This window comes from Actinomadura rubteroloni (genome assembly GCF_002911665.1).
In the GTDB taxonomy this organism is placed as follows: domain Bacteria; phylum Actinomycetota; class Actinomycetes; order Streptosporangiales; family Streptosporangiaceae; genus Spirillospora; species Spirillospora rubteroloni.
This window is the reverse complement of record NZ_MTBP01000001.1, coordinates 466,716-481,499: the sequence shown is the minus strand read 5'-3', so window position 1 is coordinate 481,499 and position 14,784 is coordinate 466,716. Positions and strand designations below refer to the sequence as shown.

The 14,784-nt window shown below is 70.1% G+C and carries 18 protein-coding genes and 1 pseudogene; 15 read left to right on the top strand and 4 right to left on the bottom strand.

Going from position 1 to position 14,784, the window contains the following annotated elements:
• Positions 1 to 3 precede the first annotated feature (3 nt).
• Positions 4 to 762 (top strand): class II glutamine amidotransferase domain-containing protein, encoded by a 759-nt coding sequence (locus BTM25_RS02180; RefSeq protein ID WP_103561079.1) that lies wholly within the window; start codon positions 4 to 6, stop codon positions 760 to 762.
• Here BTM25_RS02180 and BTM25_RS02175 read toward each other — a convergent pair.
• The 4 genes and pseudogenes from BTM25_RS02175 to BTM25_RS02160 all read right to left on the bottom strand — a co-directional run bounded on the left by BTM25_RS02175 (position 759) and on the right by BTM25_RS02160 (position 4,738).
• Positions 759 to 3,668 carry a right-handed parallel beta-helix repeat-containing protein gene (locus BTM25_RS02175; RefSeq protein ID WP_103561078.1) on the bottom strand — a complete coding sequence of 970 codons (2,910 nt, stop codon included), beginning with the start codon at positions 3,666 to 3,668 and terminating at the stop codon, positions 759 to 761. The two genes, BTM25_RS02180 and BTM25_RS02175, sit on opposite strands and share 4 nt — an antisense overlap.
• Before the next feature lie 268 nt (positions 3,669 to 3,936).
• Positions 3,937 to 4,116: pseudogene (locus BTM25_RS30150) on the bottom strand (helix-turn-helix domain-containing protein); the annotation flags it as partial.
• 62 nt (positions 4,117 to 4,178) lie between these two features.
• Positions 4,179 to 4,439, bottom strand: coding sequence for a hypothetical protein (locus BTM25_RS02165; protein ID WP_168211972.1), 261 nt, complete (start codon positions 4,437 to 4,439; stop codon positions 4,179 to 4,181).
• Positions 4,436 to 4,738, bottom strand: a complete 303-nt coding sequence (locus BTM25_RS02160; protein ID WP_103561076.1) for a hypothetical protein — start codon at positions 4,736 to 4,738, stop codon at positions 4,436 to 4,438. The genes BTM25_RS02165 and BTM25_RS02160 overlap by 4 nt, the downstream gene beginning before the upstream one ends.
• Positions 4,739 to 5,103: 365 nt before the next feature.
• Between BTM25_RS02160 and BTM25_RS02155 the strand changes: the two genes are divergently transcribed.
• The 14 genes from BTM25_RS02155 to BTM25_RS02090 all read left to right on the top strand — a co-directional run bounded on the left by BTM25_RS02155 (position 5,104) and on the right by BTM25_RS02090 (position 14,649).
• Positions 5,104 to 5,958 (top strand): helix-turn-helix domain-containing protein, encoded by an 855-nt coding sequence (locus tag BTM25_RS02155; protein ID WP_103561075.1) that lies wholly within the window; start codon positions 5,104 to 5,106, stop codon positions 5,956 to 5,958.
• Positions 5,951 to 6,163 carry a DUF397 domain-containing protein gene (locus BTM25_RS02150; protein WP_103561074.1) on the top strand — a complete coding sequence of 71 codons (213 nt, stop codon included), beginning with the start codon at positions 5,951 to 5,953 and terminating at the stop codon, positions 6,161 to 6,163. The genes BTM25_RS02155 and BTM25_RS02150 overlap by 8 nt, the downstream gene beginning before the upstream one ends.
• Before the next feature lie 35 nt (positions 6,164 to 6,198).
• Positions 6,199 to 6,420 carry a DUF397 domain-containing protein gene (locus BTM25_RS02145; protein WP_103561073.1) on the top strand — a complete coding sequence of 74 codons (222 nt, stop codon included), beginning with the start codon at positions 6,199 to 6,201 and terminating at the stop codon, positions 6,418 to 6,420.
• Positions 6,421 to 6,455: 35 nt separating this feature from the next.
• Positions 6,456 to 6,668 (top strand): DUF397 domain-containing protein, encoded by a 213-nt coding sequence (locus BTM25_RS02140; protein ID WP_103561072.1) that lies wholly within the window; start codon positions 6,456 to 6,458, stop codon positions 6,666 to 6,668.
• Between the two features lie 44 nt (positions 6,669 to 6,712).
• Positions 6,713 to 6,928, top strand: coding sequence for a DUF397 domain-containing protein (locus BTM25_RS30625; RefSeq protein WP_103561071.1), 216 nt, complete (start codon positions 6,713 to 6,715; stop codon positions 6,926 to 6,928).
• Between the two features lie 28 nt (positions 6,929 to 6,956).
• Positions 6,957 to 7,169 (top strand): DUF397 domain-containing protein, encoded by a 213-nt coding sequence (locus BTM25_RS02130; RefSeq protein ID WP_103561070.1) that lies wholly within the window; start codon positions 6,957 to 6,959, stop codon positions 7,167 to 7,169.
• A gap of 749 nt (positions 7,170 to 7,918) precedes the next feature.
• A complete protein-coding gene (locus tag BTM25_RS02125) occupies positions 7,919 to 8,416 on the top strand; it encodes a glycine-rich domain-containing protein (protein ID WP_103561069.1) in 498 nt (165 codons plus the stop codon).
• Between the two features lie 86 nt (positions 8,417 to 8,502).
• A complete protein-coding gene (locus BTM25_RS02120) occupies positions 8,503 to 9,219 on the top strand; it encodes a protein kinase family protein (protein WP_146058924.1) in 717 nt (238 codons plus the stop codon).
• Positions 9,220 to 9,416: 197 nt separating this feature from the next.
• On the top strand, positions 9,417 to 10,733 hold the full coding sequence (hisS, locus tag BTM25_RS02115) for a histidine--tRNA ligase (protein WP_103562693.1): 1,317 nt from the start codon (positions 9,417 to 9,419) through the stop codon (positions 10,731 to 10,733).
• A gap of 35 nt (positions 10,734 to 10,768) precedes the next feature.
• Positions 10,769 to 11,380: a hypothetical protein gene (locus tag BTM25_RS02110; RefSeq protein WP_103561067.1), complete on the top strand. Its 612-nt coding sequence runs from the start codon at positions 10,769 to 10,771 to the stop codon at positions 11,378 to 11,380.
• Between the two features lie 42 nt (positions 11,381 to 11,422).
• The gene (locus tag BTM25_RS02105) at positions 11,423 to 12,430 is read left to right on the top strand and encodes a hypothetical protein (RefSeq protein ID WP_103561066.1); all 1,008 of its coding nucleotides are present in this window, start codon (positions 11,423 to 11,425) and stop codon (positions 12,428 to 12,430) included.
• Positions 12,431 to 12,652: 222 nt separating this feature from the next.
• Positions 12,653 to 12,982, top strand: a complete 330-nt coding sequence (locus BTM25_RS02100) for a MazG nucleotide pyrophosphohydrolase domain-containing protein (RefSeq protein WP_103561065.1) — start codon at positions 12,653 to 12,655, stop codon at positions 12,980 to 12,982.
• 126 nt (positions 12,983 to 13,108) lie between these two features.
• Positions 13,109 to 13,657 (top strand): NUDIX hydrolase, encoded by a 549-nt coding sequence (locus BTM25_RS02095; protein WP_103561064.1) that lies wholly within the window; start codon positions 13,109 to 13,111, stop codon positions 13,655 to 13,657.
• A gap of 200 nt (positions 13,658 to 13,857) precedes the next feature.
• Positions 13,858 to 14,649, top strand: coding sequence for an AAA family ATPase (locus BTM25_RS02090; RefSeq protein ID WP_103561063.1), 792 nt, complete (start codon positions 13,858 to 13,860; stop codon positions 14,647 to 14,649).
• Positions 14,650 to 14,784 lie beyond the last annotated feature (135 nt).

Sequence of the window (14,784 nt, the reverse complement as noted above, 5' to 3'; positions counted from 1 at the left end):
TCGATGTGCCGGCATTTCGCGTGGGTGGGGGCGCCCAGGAATCTGCACGCCCTCTTCTACGAGCCGTCCTACGGTCTGGTGGAGCAGGCGAGGCTGCCGCGCTGGCAGCAGGTCGGCCTGGTCAACAAGGACGGGTTCGGTGCGGGCTGGCACGGACCGGACGGCCGTACGACCGTCTACCGTACGACCACCCCGATCTGGGACGACACGGTCTTCCCCGCCCGGTCGCGTGACCTGACGGCGTCCTGCGTCCTCGGCGCCGCCCGCGCCGCCAGCCCCGGGATGCCGCTGGAGCGCGCCGCGAACGCCCCGTTCACCGACGGACGGCTGCTGTTCAGCCTGAACGGCCAGTTCGACACGTCCGCCGTGGCGTCGCTCGTACCGCCCGGCGTCGTCCCCGAATCCACCGTCGACTCGGCCCTGCTCGCCGCGCTGCTGTGGCGCCGCGCGACCGGCCCGCTCGACGCCGTCGTGGAGAACCTGCTCTACGACATCGTGGAGCACGACATCGCCGCCTGCCTGAACCTCATGGTCACCGACGGGACGCGCGTCGTCGCGACCACGTGGGCCGAGACGCTCTGCTACCGGCGCGAGGACGACGGCGTGCTCGTCGCCAGCGAACCCCACGACGACGGCGAAGGCTGGATGACCGTGCCCGATCGGTCGATCGTCGTAGCGGACGCGCACTCACTGACCGTCCGTCCGCTCCGGGCGATCGTCGCGGCGCCCGTCGCGCTGCCCGGCGAGGCCGTCCCCGGCTAGGACGGCAGGTCTTCGGGCGTCAGGGTGACGAGTTGGTCGCGGGTCGGTTCGGTGCCGGACGCCGCGAGGTGCTCGGTGCGGCGGGCGTGGGCCGTCACGGCGGCGCGGAACAGCTTGTCGATCTCGCGGCCGTTGCCCTGGCGGTAGCGCGCGGCGTCGGCGGCGAGGTGGCGGCGCAGGGCGGCGACCGTTTCGTCCGGGACGACGTAGTCGGCGGCGCGGGCCTTGTCGGCGAAGATCTGCGCGAGACCGTCGGCGTCGTAGGGGGCGAACGTGAGCGTCCGGGCGAAACGGGAGGCCAGCCCCGGGTTGGACGCCAGGAACTCCTCCATCTCCGCCGTGTAGCCCGCCGCGATGACGATCACTTCGTCGCGGTGGTCCTCCATGAGCTTGACGAGCGTGTCGATGGCTTCGAGGCCGAAGTCGTGGCCCGTTCCCGCCGGGCGCGACAGCGTGTACGCCTCGTCGATGAACAGCACGCCGCCGCGCGCCCGCTCGAACACCTCGGACGTCTTCTGCGCGGTGTGGCCGACGTACTGGCCGACCAGGTCCACGCGCGCGGCCTCCACGACCTGGCCCTGCGCGAGGACGCCGAGCGCCGCGAGCAGTTCGCCGTAGAGCCGCGCGACGGTCGTCTTGCCGGTGCCGGGCGGGCCCGCGAAGACCAGGTGGCCGGTGACGGCGTCGGCGTCCAGGCCCGCGCGGCGGCGGCGCCGGGCCGAGTCCAGCAGGGCCAGGAGGTCGTTGATCTCGCGTTTGACGTCGTCCAGCCCGATCAGCGCGACCAGGCGTTCCAGCACCGCCGCGACCTGGTCGGCGTCGCGCGCCTCGCCGAACCGCGCGGCAAGTCCGGACGCGACGTCCAGGTCCTCGGGCAGCAGCAGCGTCAGCTCCTCCACCGACGGGTCGCCCTCGGCGAGCCGCTGCGCCTGCCGTTCCACCGCCGCCTCATAGACGCGGCGGGCCTCGCGCCCGTTGCCGAACCCCGCGTCCCGCCGGACGCCGGTGAAGTGCCGCGCGACGGCCGCGCGCGTCTCGGGGGCGAGGCGGTAGCCGTCCTTGACGGCGTGCGCCTCGGTGATGTCGGCCAGCTCGTCGGGGGTGTAGTTCGCAAAGTCGATGGTCCGGGAGAAGCGGGAGCGCAGGCCGGGGTTGGCGGCCAGGAACTCGCGCATCTCCGCCGAGTAGCCCGCCGCGATGACGACGACCTCGTCGCGGTGGTCCTCCATCAGCTTGACGAGCGTGTCGATGGCCTCGCGGCCGAAGTCGGGGCCGCCGCCCGCCTCGCGCGCGAGGGCGTACGCCTCGTCCAGGAACAGGACGCCGCCGCGCGCCCGGTCGAACGCCTCCCGCGTCTTGATGGCCGTCCCGCCGACGTTGTCGGACACCAGGTCGCCCCGGCTGACCTCGATGACCTGGCCCTTCTCGATGACGCCGAGCGCCGACAGCAGCCCGCCGTAGAGCCGCGCGACGGTCGTCTTGCCGGTGCCCGGCGGCCCCGCGAACACCATGTGGCGGCTGATCGACGGGCCCGGCGGGAGCCCGGCGCGGCGCCGCCGCTCGGCCACCTTCTGGAGGTTGACGATCTTGCGGATCTCCTGCTTGACCGACGCCAGGCCGATCATCGCGTCCAGTTCGGCGAGCCAGTTCCCGGTGGGCTCGGCGTCGTCGGTCTCCTGGTCGCCGGTCGCCGGGACGGTCGCGGTGCTCGTCTTGACGTGCTCGCCGCCGATCCGGTCCGGGCCGCCGTTGCCGTGGCTGACGAGATCGGTGCCCCGGAATTTGGCGCTCGGCGCCACGACCACGCCGCGATCGGTATTGCCGACGACCGAACAGCCGTGCAAGGTGACGTCCGCGTCGTCCTCGACGGCGACGCCGTAGACGCCGTTGTCCTTGAAGGCCGTCCCCGTCGCGGTGAACGTCGCGCCGCCGACGGCGCGCAACCCCATCTCGCCGGCGCCGGTGACCGATCCGCCGGTGACAGTGCCCTGCGCGTCCTCCACGACGATGCCGTGCGTGGCGGTGCCGCGGACCTCGCAGTCCTCGAAGACGGCCGTCCCGTGGTCGGACACGCACAGGCCGGCGCGGCGCCCGCCCTCGGCGAGGACGCGGCGGGCCGTCAGCGAGCCGCGCGCCGTCACCCACACGGCCTCCAGGCCGGCGTCGGCGATGCGGCTGTCCTCCAGAACGGCCGTCGCGTTGTCCCGGACGACGAACGCGCAGACGTCCGAGTCCTCCATGGACGTGTTGCGGACGGTCGCCTCCGCCCGGTCGTCGATGAGGATCGCCGCGTGGCCCGGCCGCGCGACCGTGCACTGCTCGATGATCGGCCGCGAGCCCTCGGTGACCCAGATCCCGGACGCCCCCGCGTCCAGCACCCGGCACAGCCTTACGGTGACGGCGCTGCCGGTGCGGAGCGCGATGGCGTTGTCGCGCGTGCCCTGGACGGTCGAGTCCTCGATGATGCCCGTCGCGCTGGAGTACACGACGGCGCCGTCGCTGACCGTGCAGCCGCGCAGCGCGACGGACGCGCCGTCCCACACGCTCACCGCGACCGTCCCGGGACGGCTCACGAACTCGCACCGCTCGGCGAACACGTTCCCGCCCGGGACGCGCAGCGCGCTGCCCTCCTCGCTCCAGTTCCGGACGGTGAGGCCCTGGAGCGTGACGCGTCCCGCGAGCCGCATCGTCACGCCGGTCGCGCCGTCCAGCGTCACCGTGCCGGGGCCGCCGACCGCCGTGAGGATGAAGTCGGCGTCGCTCTGGAACCCGGTGCCGGGGTAGTGGCCCGGCTCGATGAAGATGTGCTTGCCGCGCGGGCCGTACGGGGGGAGCGGGACTTGGAGGGCGTCCAGAACCGTGCGGAACGCGCGGGGCGCGGTAGGTGAGACGACCAGACGCAGCAATCCGCCCTCCCATCCTTCGCCGCCGGGGACTCCTCATCGTCCCACCCCCCACGCCGTCGGCGCGAGGTCCCCGGCACCGAACGGCCCCGCGCCATGCGGAGCCGTTCGGTTCACCGGCCGGTCAGTCGAGGCTGTCGCGGACGGCCTTGATGAGCGCGGCGGCGTCCCCGTCGAAGTAGTCGCGGATGACGGCGTTCAGGACGGCGCGGGCGCGCGGGTTGGGCGCGGCGTCGGGCGCCGGTCCGTCGGCGGCGGCGTTGCCGACCTGGAGGAGGTTGTGGATCTCGGCGGCGTGGTACCGCCGGTGCCCCGACGGCAACGTGATCGGGTTCAGCGTCCCGGTCCGCGCCCACCGCGTGACGGTCTTCGGGTCGACGCGGAAGAAGTTCGCGACCTCCGCCGGGGTGTAGAGGGACGGCTGCTGCGGTTCTTCGGGCTTCTTGGCCATTGGTTCTCGGTTTCTGTGAGGGCGGGCGGCGGCCCGCAGGGGGTTGGTGACGGACGCACCCGTCAAGCGGGGTTCAGCCGGGCGGCCTTCTCGTCCTCGTGCGCCATGAGGGCGGCGAGCCCGTCGCGGTCGGCCGCGACGACGACATAGAGCAGCCCGGCCGTCTCCTGCGCGTGGTTGAGCGGACGGCGGAGGCGGCACGTCCACGTCCCGTCACGCGAGACGTAAGGCTGCAACCACCGCCCCACGGGCTCGCGATATCCGGGCAGCGGCTCCCGGTGGTCGATCCGCCGGACGCCGTCGCGCCGCTCGGGCGCGCTCACCCGGCCACCGCCGGACGCCCGGCGAACAGCGCACGGAAGAAATGCCCGCGCCGACGCGGCTGCCGCCCCGCGTCCCTGTCCGCCCGCACCGGGATGTGCGGCGTCATGGCGGCCTCGCCCGTCCGGTGCGCGGACGAGAACATCGCCTCGATCTCCTGCCGAACGCCGAGCGCCGTCGGACGCTCGATGAGCCGTCCGTCCAGGAAAGCCCACCAGGAACCGGTGTGCTTCCCGCACCAGACATGGACAGGGGACGCGGTCAGGCTGCGTCCGTACGCTTCAAGGCCGCGAGCGGCCACGTCGGGTTCCGCCGTGGGATCACTCCACGGCGAATGGTCATCTACGCTGTGCATCGGGTCGGACCCTCCTGTCCGATCAAGACTCCGGAGCCACTGGTGCTCGAACACCAGTCCGGAGCCGCTCTTCGGGCCGGGCCGTCGCAGATGGAAGCTGCGACGGCCCGGCCTTTTCCGTCTCGTACGGAACGCGGGGACGGATCCCCCCATTGGCCCGCGCAGCCCGCTTCACCTCGGTAAAGATGGACGAGCAACGCGGCTTCTTGGCTAGGATCCACCTCACTAGTGCGCGACGCTAGCACTTGTGCGCTACGGATGTGGCCTTATCCGGCCACGATGAGTCATGTTTCTGACGAGGGAAGCGGACCATGCCGAACGAATACGGACCAACCGCCCGGCACCGGAGGCTCGCCGCCGAGCTGCGGCGCCGCCGCGAGGCCGTCGGCCTCACCCCCGAGCAGGCCGCCGGCGCGCTGGGCTGGCACCGGACGAAGCTCGTCCGCATCGAGACCGCCGTCAACATGCCGAGCGTCGCCGACGTCGAACGCATCCTCGACACCTACGGCGGCGACAGCGCGGTCAAAGCCGCGCTCCTCCAACTCGCCCGAGAGATCCGGACGCGCGGCTGGTGGACGAGCTACGACGACGTTTTCCCCGGCTCATACGCCGAACTGGAAGACGCCGCCAACCGCATCCGCTCCTGGCAGACGGAAGTCGTGCCGGGCCTGCTCCAGCACGAGAGCTACGCACGGACCCTCATCGAGGGCGGGATCAGTGACCAAGCCGAAGTCGACCGGCGTCTGAGCGCCCGCATGAAGCGGCGTGCCCTGCTCTCGCTCGCCAACGCTCCGCGCCTCGACGTCGTTCTGGCCGAAGAAGTCCTGCGCCGACCGGTAGGCGGCCCGACCGTAATGGTGCAGCAGCTCCGCGCACTTCTTGAGGACGCCGCTCGTCCGAAAGTCAGCGTCCGCGTCGTGCCGATCTCGATCGGTTACCGGCCGAGCCTGGGCGTCGGCTCGCTGGTCTTGTTCGAGTTCGATGCGCCGGTCGAACTGGACACCGCCTACGTCGAGACCATGAGCGGCGGGATGTACGTGGAGGACATGACTCAGGTCAAGCGCTGTACGTTTGAGCTGGACCGCATTAGCGGTGCAGCCCTGCCCGCCGATGAGTCGGCGGCGCTGATCGCCGAGATCGCCAAGGAGTTCCAGTCCCATGCGTAGCCTCCCCCCGCTCACCGGAGCTGTGTGGCACAAGAGCAGCTACAGCGAACGCGGCGCTGACGCCTGCGTCGAAGTGGCCGACAACCTTCCGGGCATCGTCGGCGTCCGCGACTCGGTGGACCCGCACGGCCCGGCGCTGGCGGTCACCCCGGCGGCCTGGCGCTCGCTGACCACCCAGATCAAGGCAGGCGCGCACAAGCTCTAACCCGCGGGCCGCCGAGACGCGAAGGAGACCACTCCATGAGTGACAACCGCTTCTGCACCACGCTCGACGGCGCTGACTGGCGGGTCAGCTCGCGCTCGGGCAGTGGCGCCGACACCTGCGTGGAGGTGGCCACCAACCTCCCCGGCGTCGTCGGCGTCCGCGACAGCGTCGACGCCGACGGCCCGCGCCTTGCCGTCGCGTCGGCGGCCTGGCGCTCGCTGACGACCCAGATCAAAGCAGGCGCCCACGCGCTCTAATCCGTGTGCTGCCGAGACGCGAAGGAGCCCAGTCCATGAGCAGCCTTCCCCCGCTCGCCGGAGCTGTGTGGCACAAGAGCAGCCACAGCGGCAGGGGCAACGACGCCTGCGTCGAGGTGGCCGACAACCTTCCGGGCATCGTCGGCGTCCGCGACTCGGTGGACCCGCACGGCCCGGCCCTGGCGGTCACCCCGGCGGCCTGGCGCGCATTGACGACTCAGATCAAGACAGGCGCCCACACCCTCTGACCCCGCGCGGCTCATCTCCGAGATTGGCGAGGAGTTCCAGTCCCATGAGTAGCCTCCCCACCACGCTTGACGGCGCGACTTGGCGCGTCAGCTCATACTCGGGCTCGGGCAACGACACCTGCGTGGAAGTCGCCACCAACCTAGTTGGCGTGGTCGGCGTTCGCGACAGCGTCGACCCCGACGATCCGCGCCTTGCCGTCGCGCCGACGACCTGGCGCTCACTGACCACTCAGATCAAGGCAGGCGCGCACACGCTCTGAGCCGCCGGAACGCGAAGGAGCCCAGTCCATGAGTAGCCATCCCCCGCTCGCCGGAACTGCGTGGCGCAAGTCCAGCCGCAGCGACACTGGGGCCGACACCTGCGTGGAGGTGGCCACCAACCTCCCCGGTGTCGTCGGCGTCCGCGACTCGGTGGACCCGCACGGCCCGCGCCTAGCTGTCGCACCGGCGGCTTGGCGTTCGCTGATGTCTCAGATCAAGGCGGGCGCCCACACGCTTTGACCCCCGCGCCCCGAACGCGAAAGAGGCCCCGGACACCACGTTCCGGGCCTCTTTTCATTGCACTGCCGTATCGACGGCTGCGGCGTCGGTGTCGGGCGCCCTGCTCCCGCATATCGCCACCGTAAGGCTCTCGCCTCGGTCCGCGCCTCCGGTCGCCGCTCCCGTCGCGGAGTGGGGACGGGGCCGGCCGAGGCGAGGCCGAGTAGGAGCCTTGCCTCGTCGGGGAGCTGGAGACCGTCGGCGATACGGGTGAGCACCTCGATGTCGGAGACGCGGCTCTGCCGGATACCGCGGACCCAGTTGGAGATATCGGACCGGTCGTGCCCGGTGAGAAGCGCGAGTCGCGTCTGAGTGCAGTCGGGGAACCCGGCGAGGAACAGGCGGAACAACTCCGCGACGTCGCGTCGGGTGAGCGCGCCGCAAACCTCGGCACGGCGCCAGAACGCCGTGGGGACGGTCCCGGGATCGAAGACCCTGCGCCTGGTCACGTCGTTCTCGCCCCTGATTCCGTTGTCTCCCGTCCAGAGCCTAACCACTGCCTCCCGGGCGGCACCGGCGTTCGTCGGACCGAATCTGTGGCACGAGCCCGTGGAAGCGGTCCACGGGCTCCGCCACTGCCTGTTTCCTGCATTCGGCTGCACCTTGGTGTTCGTAACGGCATTGACCGATTCCCGCGCGCAACTCACTCGACCGCCGCTGAGCCGGGGCTCAGAGCGGCTGAAGGGAAGAACCCCATGAAAGGACTTCCGATGCCCGGCAGGACGGCCACCGTCGACGAGCTTCCGTCGGCCGCCAGTACCGTGCACGAGCACCCGCGCGCCCTCGTTCCGCGTCACATCATGGAGCATCTGATCACGCGCGCGGTGCGGCGCGGACATGACCGCTCGGCCGCGCTGCGGCTCATCGACATCACGCTCGTATTTCTCGTCGCATGTGCCGAGAATCCGGAAGCGAGGCTGTCGCCGGTCTCCGACGCGTCCGATGAAATCTGGCACGACCTGATCACGCACACCACGTTCTACCCGGACTTCTGCCGGGCCCTCGGGAGGAAGTTCATCCATCACGTCCCCACGATCAACGAGGACATCATGTCCGGCCGGGCGCACGCGCGTACGATCGCCGCCATGCAGCGCACCGGCCTTCCGGTCGATGAAGAACTCCTCATCACATCGCCCAGATGCATGAACACGTGCAATCACCCCTGCCATGACTCCGACGATGACGAGAGCGACGACGAGGATAAGTGAACGCTGCGTCACGGATCGCGTGGGACGACGTACCAGCGGCCGTTCGCGCCGCCGTGTGCGATCGGGTCGGTGCGGTACGGGCCGAGATGCCGACGCGTTTCGGGGCGCGCTCCCATGTGACGTCGACGCTCTCGACCGAGAACGGCCCGGTCTTCGTGAAGGCCACGCGCATCGACGGCCCGTTCGCCGGGGGACTCCGGAACGAGCGGGCCGTCAACCGCCATGTCCGGGACATAGCCGCGCCGCTGCTGTGGACCGTCGAAGAAGCCGGCTGGATCGTCCTCGGCTTCGAGCACATTGACGGACGCCACGAGTTCTATGAGCCGGGCGGCGCGGCGTCGGCCGCTCTCGCCGACGTCCTGGACGCGTTGGCCGCAGTGCCCTGCCCGCACGCTGTGACCAAGCAGGTCGCGCTCGCGTGGGCCCGCGACGACGAGCGGCTCGGCACCGCAATGTCCGGGGACGCGCTCCTGCACACCGACCTCAATCCTGCCAACCTCCTGCTCACCGAAGCCGGACCGCGGCTGGTCGACTGGGCCTGGGCGTCCCGGGGCGCGGCCTGGGTCGAGATCGCCCTGGCGCTTCCACGGCTCATCGACCACGGGCACACACCACACGAGGCAGAGAAGTGGGCACACCGGTTCCCGGCCTGGCGGCAGGCCCCGGCCGACGCCGTGGACGCGCTGGCACGGCGGAGCCTGACACGGTGGACGAAGGCCACGGGCGGAAACCACGCGCGAAACAGGGCGCTGGCCAAGGCGACCCATCAGTGGATCGGTTGGCGAGCCCAAGCCCGTGCGTGACCGGCCTCCCGGGAAATCCGTGGTGTGCCGGGTGAGGGCGATAACGGCGGACGATGGGTCGTCACCGAATTGGACGAGACCCGCGCGGCACGCCTCTGCGGAACGCCGACCAGTCTGGCTCGTACTCGGTACTGGCGGGTGACGGCTCCATTACGTTGGGGCGTCGTGCCACAGCGAACGTGATCGAGGGGATGGACATGGCGTCGCAGCAGTTCGAGCCGCCGTCGGGAACGCGGGACTTCCTGGCCGGGGATCTTCGGCGGCGAGAACGGGTGTTCGCGGCGGCGCGGACGGTGTTCGAGCGGTACGGGTTCGAGCCGTTGCAGACGCCGGCGTTCGAGCGGCTGGAGACGCTGACCGGCAAGTACGGGGACGAGGGCGACAAGCTCATCTTCAAGATCCTCAAGCGGGGCGCGCACGAGGCCAGCGGCGAGGCGGACATGGCGTTGCGCTATGACCTGACGGTGCCGCTGGCGCGGGTCGTCGCGGCGCACGGGAGCCGGTTGCCCACCCCGTACAAGCGGTACGCGATCGGGCCGGTGTGGCGGGCCGACCGTCCGGGACGGGGCCGGTTCCGCGAGTTCACCCAGTGCGATGTCGACGTCGTGGGCTCGTCGTCGCCGCTGGTGGAGGCCGAGGTCGTGTGCGCGGGCGCGGACGCCTTGGACGCGATGGGCGTCGAAGACTTCACGATCCTGGTCAACTCGCGGCGGGCACTCACCGGCCTCATGCAGGTGTACGGGGTCCCTGCCGACCGCGCTGCCGGTGCCTTGATCACGCTGGACAAGCTGGACAAGCAGCGGCCCGAAGCGGTGGTCGCCGAACTGGTGGACGGACGCGGCCTGGAGCAGAGCGTCGCCCAAGAACTGGTCCGCGACGTCACCGTCGAAGACGCCGTGGACCGGATGCGCGCCGCGCTGAAGGACAACGCCGAGGGCCGCGACGGACTGGCGGAGGTGGACCGTCTGCTGGAGCTGGCCGGACCGCACGTGGGTGAGGAGCGCATCCGGTTCGCGCCGAACTTGGTCCGGGGCCTGGACTACTACACGGGCTCGATCTGGGAGGTGGTCGCGCCGGGGATGCCGGGTTCCATCGCGTCCGGCGGCCGGTACGACCACCTGATCGAGACGCTCGGCGGTCCGGACGTCACCGCTTGCGGCTTCTCGATCGGCGTCGAACGGATCATCGGCGCGCTAGGCGACGAGGATCAGGGGACCGACCGCATCGACGTTGCGGTCACCGTCATGAACGAGGATTACGCCACAGACGCGCTCGGCTTCGTCCAGGGCCTGCGGCGTGCGGGCCACCGGGCGGAGATCTTCCTCGGCACCAGCCGCAAGCTCGGCAAGCAGCTCAAATGGGCCGCCGACCGCCAGGCCCGCTACGCGCTCCTACAAGGCGACGACGAGCACGCCGAAGGCACCGTCACCATCCGCGACATGGAGTCGGGAAACCAAGAGCGGGTTTCGGCCACCGACGTCTTCACGGCCATCGACTCCAAGTTCACGATGTAGAGCCTGAGGAGCCGTCTGCACACCGGAGGCAGGGCATGGGCGTTCAAGCTGACCGGATCTTCGCCGCCGTCGCCGAACGAGGATTCCCTGATCCCTGGGCCACGTTCGGCGAGCACCTGTCCTGGGAGGCCGCCTACGCCGTCCAGCTCAAGACAACGATCGACACGGCCCGCAAGAACCCGAACGGTAACGCGGCCGACGAGGCGCTGAAACTCTTCGACCGCAAGGCGGCCAACCTGAAAGCCGCCTCCCACCTGCTCGCCGACGTCACCGAAGAGTACGACGCCTCAGGCATGTGGACTGTCCTGAACGAGCGCGCGGCCCGGTTGGACATCGCCGACATGACCGAACGATGGGCCAAGGGACTGGTCCACCACCCGTTCCCGATCGCTCTCCGATCCCTAGAGTTCAACTGGGGCTACATGAAAGAGCACGGGGTCCGAGCGTTCTACGAAATGACCACCCGGTACGTCACCGACCTCGCCACCAACACCGCCCGCTGGCAAAAGGCGTTCGAGGACGAACGAGCCTCCGGCGTAATAGACCGCATCACCACCGTAGAAGCCGACCTAGCTTCCGAAGAAGCTCTGATGCACTGCGACATCTGCAAGAAAACGATCACGGCACTGCTGTACCTGGACGGCTGACCGCCCCAAGGCCGGCGGTTCAACTCGGATGGATGGCTCCTCATGCCCGATCGCGCGAACGCCCCGCTCGCCAAGCTCCGCGAGTCGTTGCAACTCGCCTTAGAGGCTGACGGACCGGGCGGCGGCCCGCAGGTCATGGACCAGCTCGACGCCGCGGTCGGCTACTACTCCCTGCATTTCTCCAAGTACCCGCCCGCCGAGCTCGCGGACGAAGCGCATCGGACCCGCGCGCTGGTCGCCTTGATGCTGCGGCAGCCGCAGCCCGACGCACGGCGGGCGGATCTGAGGCGCGCCGCCGGGTGGCTGTCGGCGCTCGTCGGCAACCTGGCGTACGTCCTGGGGGACTACGCCGCGGCGCGCATTCATCTGGAGACCGCGCACCGGCTGGGGAACGCGGCCGGGGATCGGTGGCTCGTGGGCTGGTCACTTGGTGCGAAGACCATGCTCGCCAACAGCCTCGGCAGCCACGACGAGGCGTTGGCGCTGTCCGAACGGGCGCTGGAGTACGCCGACACGCCACTCCGGTACGCGCAACTCCTGGCGTGGGGACGGCTGCGGTCGCTGGCCGCTGTCGGCGACCGTGCCGAGGCCGCCGCAGTGGTCGGCTCGGCGCAGGACGCGATGGCCGCCGACCCCGAGGGCGACCAACCGGGCCGATTCGGTTTCGATCTGACCGAACTGCGGCTGCATCTCGCCGAGGCGGCGCGGGACATGGGTGACCATGCCGAATGCCGCGACCACGCGGAGGCGTCGCGTGCCGGTCTGTCGCCGTCACGCCCCGCGTGGGCGGCGGCAACGCTCGTACTGGCCCGTGGGGAGGCGGCCCGCGGGCGTTACGGAGACGCCGCCGCACTCGCAGCCGAGGTACTGGACGCGGTGCCCGCACAGTCGTTGCGCGCCACGAGCCGCGAGCGACTGCGGCAACTTCACGGCGATCTGGTCACCGCGGACTCCGGCGTTCACGCCGAAACGCTCGAAGAGCGGCTGAGGACGATGCCACCGCTGCTCCCCGGAGGAGCTTCAAGCGACGAACCGAACGGCGTGACCTAGCCCAGCCGGCCCACGGACGCGCAACCGTCGCGGCGATCATTCTCCAAGCCGCCGATCGGAACCCCGTCCGCCTCGCGCCCTACGTCCGCTCGCACGCCCGCCGACTCGCAACGTTCGAAGGCCCCTGAGCACCAACCCGTCACTCAATAAGCGCAGACGGGCCACGGCGATCACTCGCCGCTGCTAGCCTCCCGGCGATCCCACCCCATCACTCCCGCGAGGATGGCACTGCTCATGGAGCCCTTGCCGCAGGGTGCGGCGTTGAAGGACGTCCAGGAATACGTCCGCAGGCTGGAGGTCGAGCGCGGCTTCATCGGCCGCAGCATCACCGACCAGGCGCTCAAGTTCGGCAGCGAGGCCGGCGAAGTCCTCGACGCGGTCGCCGCCTACAACGGGCAACCGCAGAACGGGGAACGCAGCGCCGCCGACCTCGGAAGCGAGGCCGCAGACGCCTTGATCATGCTCGTCTCGGTATGCAACCGGGCCGGGATCGACCTTGAGGACGCGTTCCGCCGCAAAGAGCAGATCAACGAGACCCGCCGCTGGCGCTGAGGAGGACGCGTTTGCGACCTCCTCGCCACCATGCCGTCGTGCCATGAACCCGGAATGCGAGCTGGACATGCCCCAACGCAACCTGATCGCCGCGACCTGGCTGCGCTACTTCGATGGGACGGACCGATGAGCATCACCCACGACGAAATCCGGACCACCGTCGCCCGGTACCTGGCCCGCTACCCCAACGAGACCGACCACCTGCGGCCCCTCACCGACGCGCTCGACGCCGGAACCGACCTGACCTCGCGCAAGGAGTTCAACGGCGGGCACGTCACCTGTGGTGCCGTGGTCATCGACGACACCCGCCGGCTCCTGCTCATCCAGCACATCGCGCTCGGCCGCTGGCTGCTGCCCGGCGGCCACCTGGAACCCGAAGACGACGCACTGCCCTACGCGGCGCTACGCGAACTGGAAGAGGAAACCGGAATCTCCTGGCACGGCGCCGTCGCCCCACCCGGCCACGACGTCACCCCGGTCGACATCGACGTCCACACCATCCCCGCCAACCCGGCCAAAGGCGAACCCGAACACTGGCACGCCGACTTCCGCTGGGCACTCTGGGTGAAAGAACCCAAGGTCGTACTCCAGGCGGAAGAGGTGGAGGGCTACGCCTGGCGCTCCCGCGACAGCGCCCCAACCCCCAAACTGGCCGCCAAACTCGCCGCCCTCTGACCACGCCGAGCGGCACCGACAGAAAGGTGCAACGTCACCACGATCCACCGATGCGCCCGCAATAATCGTCCAGCTCACGCTGGCCATTGAAAGCCCTGCCGCCAGCCCTGAGTCGTAGAGCCTCTGACTACCGAAATGAGTGCGGTGGCCGGTATCTCGCGCGCCTACGTGGCACCCGCAGCCAGCGCGCTCAAGCCGAGTTGCTGAACGAGCTGGCGGGAACGGCGACCCTCACGCGCAACGAGGTGTCCCGGTGGGAGCGCGGCGACCGTATCCTTGACGACTGGCTTCCCCGCATCGCCCGAGCGCACGACGTGCCGCTCGCCGTCCTGGAGCGCATGGCCGCCCATGCCCGGGGCATCGACACCGGGCCGGCCGGGTTCCCGTTCGACCTGTCGGCGTTCTTCCCTGACGGCGAAGCGCTGAAGGCCCGGATCGCCAACGCGTGGCACGGCCGCACCGTCGCCAACGCTGGCGGCGCACCCGTCCTCGTCTTGGTCGGCGGCTACGCGGGATCGGGCAAGACCGAGTTCGCCCGCTTCCTGGCCGACCTGTCGGGATGGGCGGTCCTGGACAAGGACGCCCTCACGCGCCGCATGACCGAACGCCTCCTGGTCTCCCTCGGCGGAGACCCCCACGACCGCCAGACCGACCTGTACCGCGACGACGTCCGCCCGCACGAGTACCGGTCGCTGATGAACCTGGCCTACAGCAACATCGACTGCGGAGTCTCCCTGATCCTTGCCGCCCCGTTCATCAACGAGCTGAACACCCTCGGATGGCTTCCCCGCCTGACGCACCGTTGCAAGGCCCGAGGCGTGGACGTCGCCGCTGTCTGGGTGAACAGCGACCTGGACACCATGCACGAGTACATCGAGACCCGCGACGCCCCCGCGACCACTGGAAGCTGCGCCACTGGGACGAGTACACCAGCACCCTCAACCCCGACGATGCACCACCAGGCGTCCACGTCACCATCGACAACCGCCTAGGCGCAGCCGTCAGCCTCGCCGACCAAACCCGCACCACCCTCCGCAAACTCATGACCTAACCAACCACAGCACCGCCAGCGCCCGCCCGAATGAGAACTTACTCTACGTGTTCAAGGGCGACCCGCTACGCGGCCA

Excerpts from the sequence above, each read along its gene's own strand:
- BTM25_RS02180 (WP_103561079.1), top strand. The coding sequence starts at position 4 with ATGTGCCGGCATTTCGCGTGGGTGGGGGCGCCCAGGAATCTGCACGCC.
- BTM25_RS02155 (WP_103561075.1), top strand. The coding sequence starts at position 5,104 with ATGCCGAACGAATACGGACCAACCGCCCGGCACCGGAGGCTCGCCGCC.
- BTM25_RS02150 (WP_103561074.1), top strand. The coding sequence starts at position 5,951 with ATGCGTAGCCTCCCCCCGCTCACCGGAGCTGTGTGGCACAAGAGCAGC.
- BTM25_RS02145 (WP_103561073.1), top strand. The coding sequence starts at position 6,199 with ATGAGTGACAACCGCTTCTGCACCACGCTCGACGGCGCTGACTGGCGG.
- BTM25_RS02140 (WP_103561072.1), top strand. The coding sequence starts at position 6,456 with ATGAGCAGCCTTCCCCCGCTCGCCGGAGCTGTGTGGCACAAGAGCAGC.
- BTM25_RS30625 (WP_103561071.1), top strand. The coding sequence starts at position 6,713 with ATGAGTAGCCTCCCCACCACGCTTGACGGCGCGACTTGGCGCGTCAGC.
- BTM25_RS02130 (WP_103561070.1), top strand. The coding sequence starts at position 6,957 with ATGAGTAGCCATCCCCCGCTCGCCGGAACTGCGTGGCGCAAGTCCAGC.
- BTM25_RS02125 (WP_103561069.1), top strand. The coding sequence starts at position 7,919 with ATGCCCGGCAGGACGGCCACCGTCGACGAGCTTCCGTCGGCCGCCAGT.
- BTM25_RS02120 (WP_146058924.1), top strand. The coding sequence starts at position 8,503 with ATGCCGACGCGTTTCGGGGCGCGCTCCCATGTGACGTCGACGCTCTCG.
- hisS (WP_103562693.1), top strand. The coding sequence starts at position 9,417 with ATGGCGTCGCAGCAGTTCGAGCCGCCGTCGGGAACGCGGGACTTCCTG.
- BTM25_RS02110 (WP_103561067.1), top strand. The coding sequence starts at position 10,769 with ATGGGCGTTCAAGCTGACCGGATCTTCGCCGCCGTCGCCGAACGAGGA.
- BTM25_RS02105 (WP_103561066.1), top strand. The coding sequence starts at position 11,423 with ATGCCCGATCGCGCGAACGCCCCGCTCGCCAAGCTCCGCGAGTCGTTG.
- BTM25_RS02100 (WP_103561065.1), top strand. The coding sequence starts at position 12,653 with ATGGCACTGCTCATGGAGCCCTTGCCGCAGGGTGCGGCGTTGAAGGAC.
- BTM25_RS02095 (WP_103561064.1), top strand. The coding sequence starts at position 13,109 with ATGAGCATCACCCACGACGAAATCCGGACCACCGTCGCCCGGTACCTG.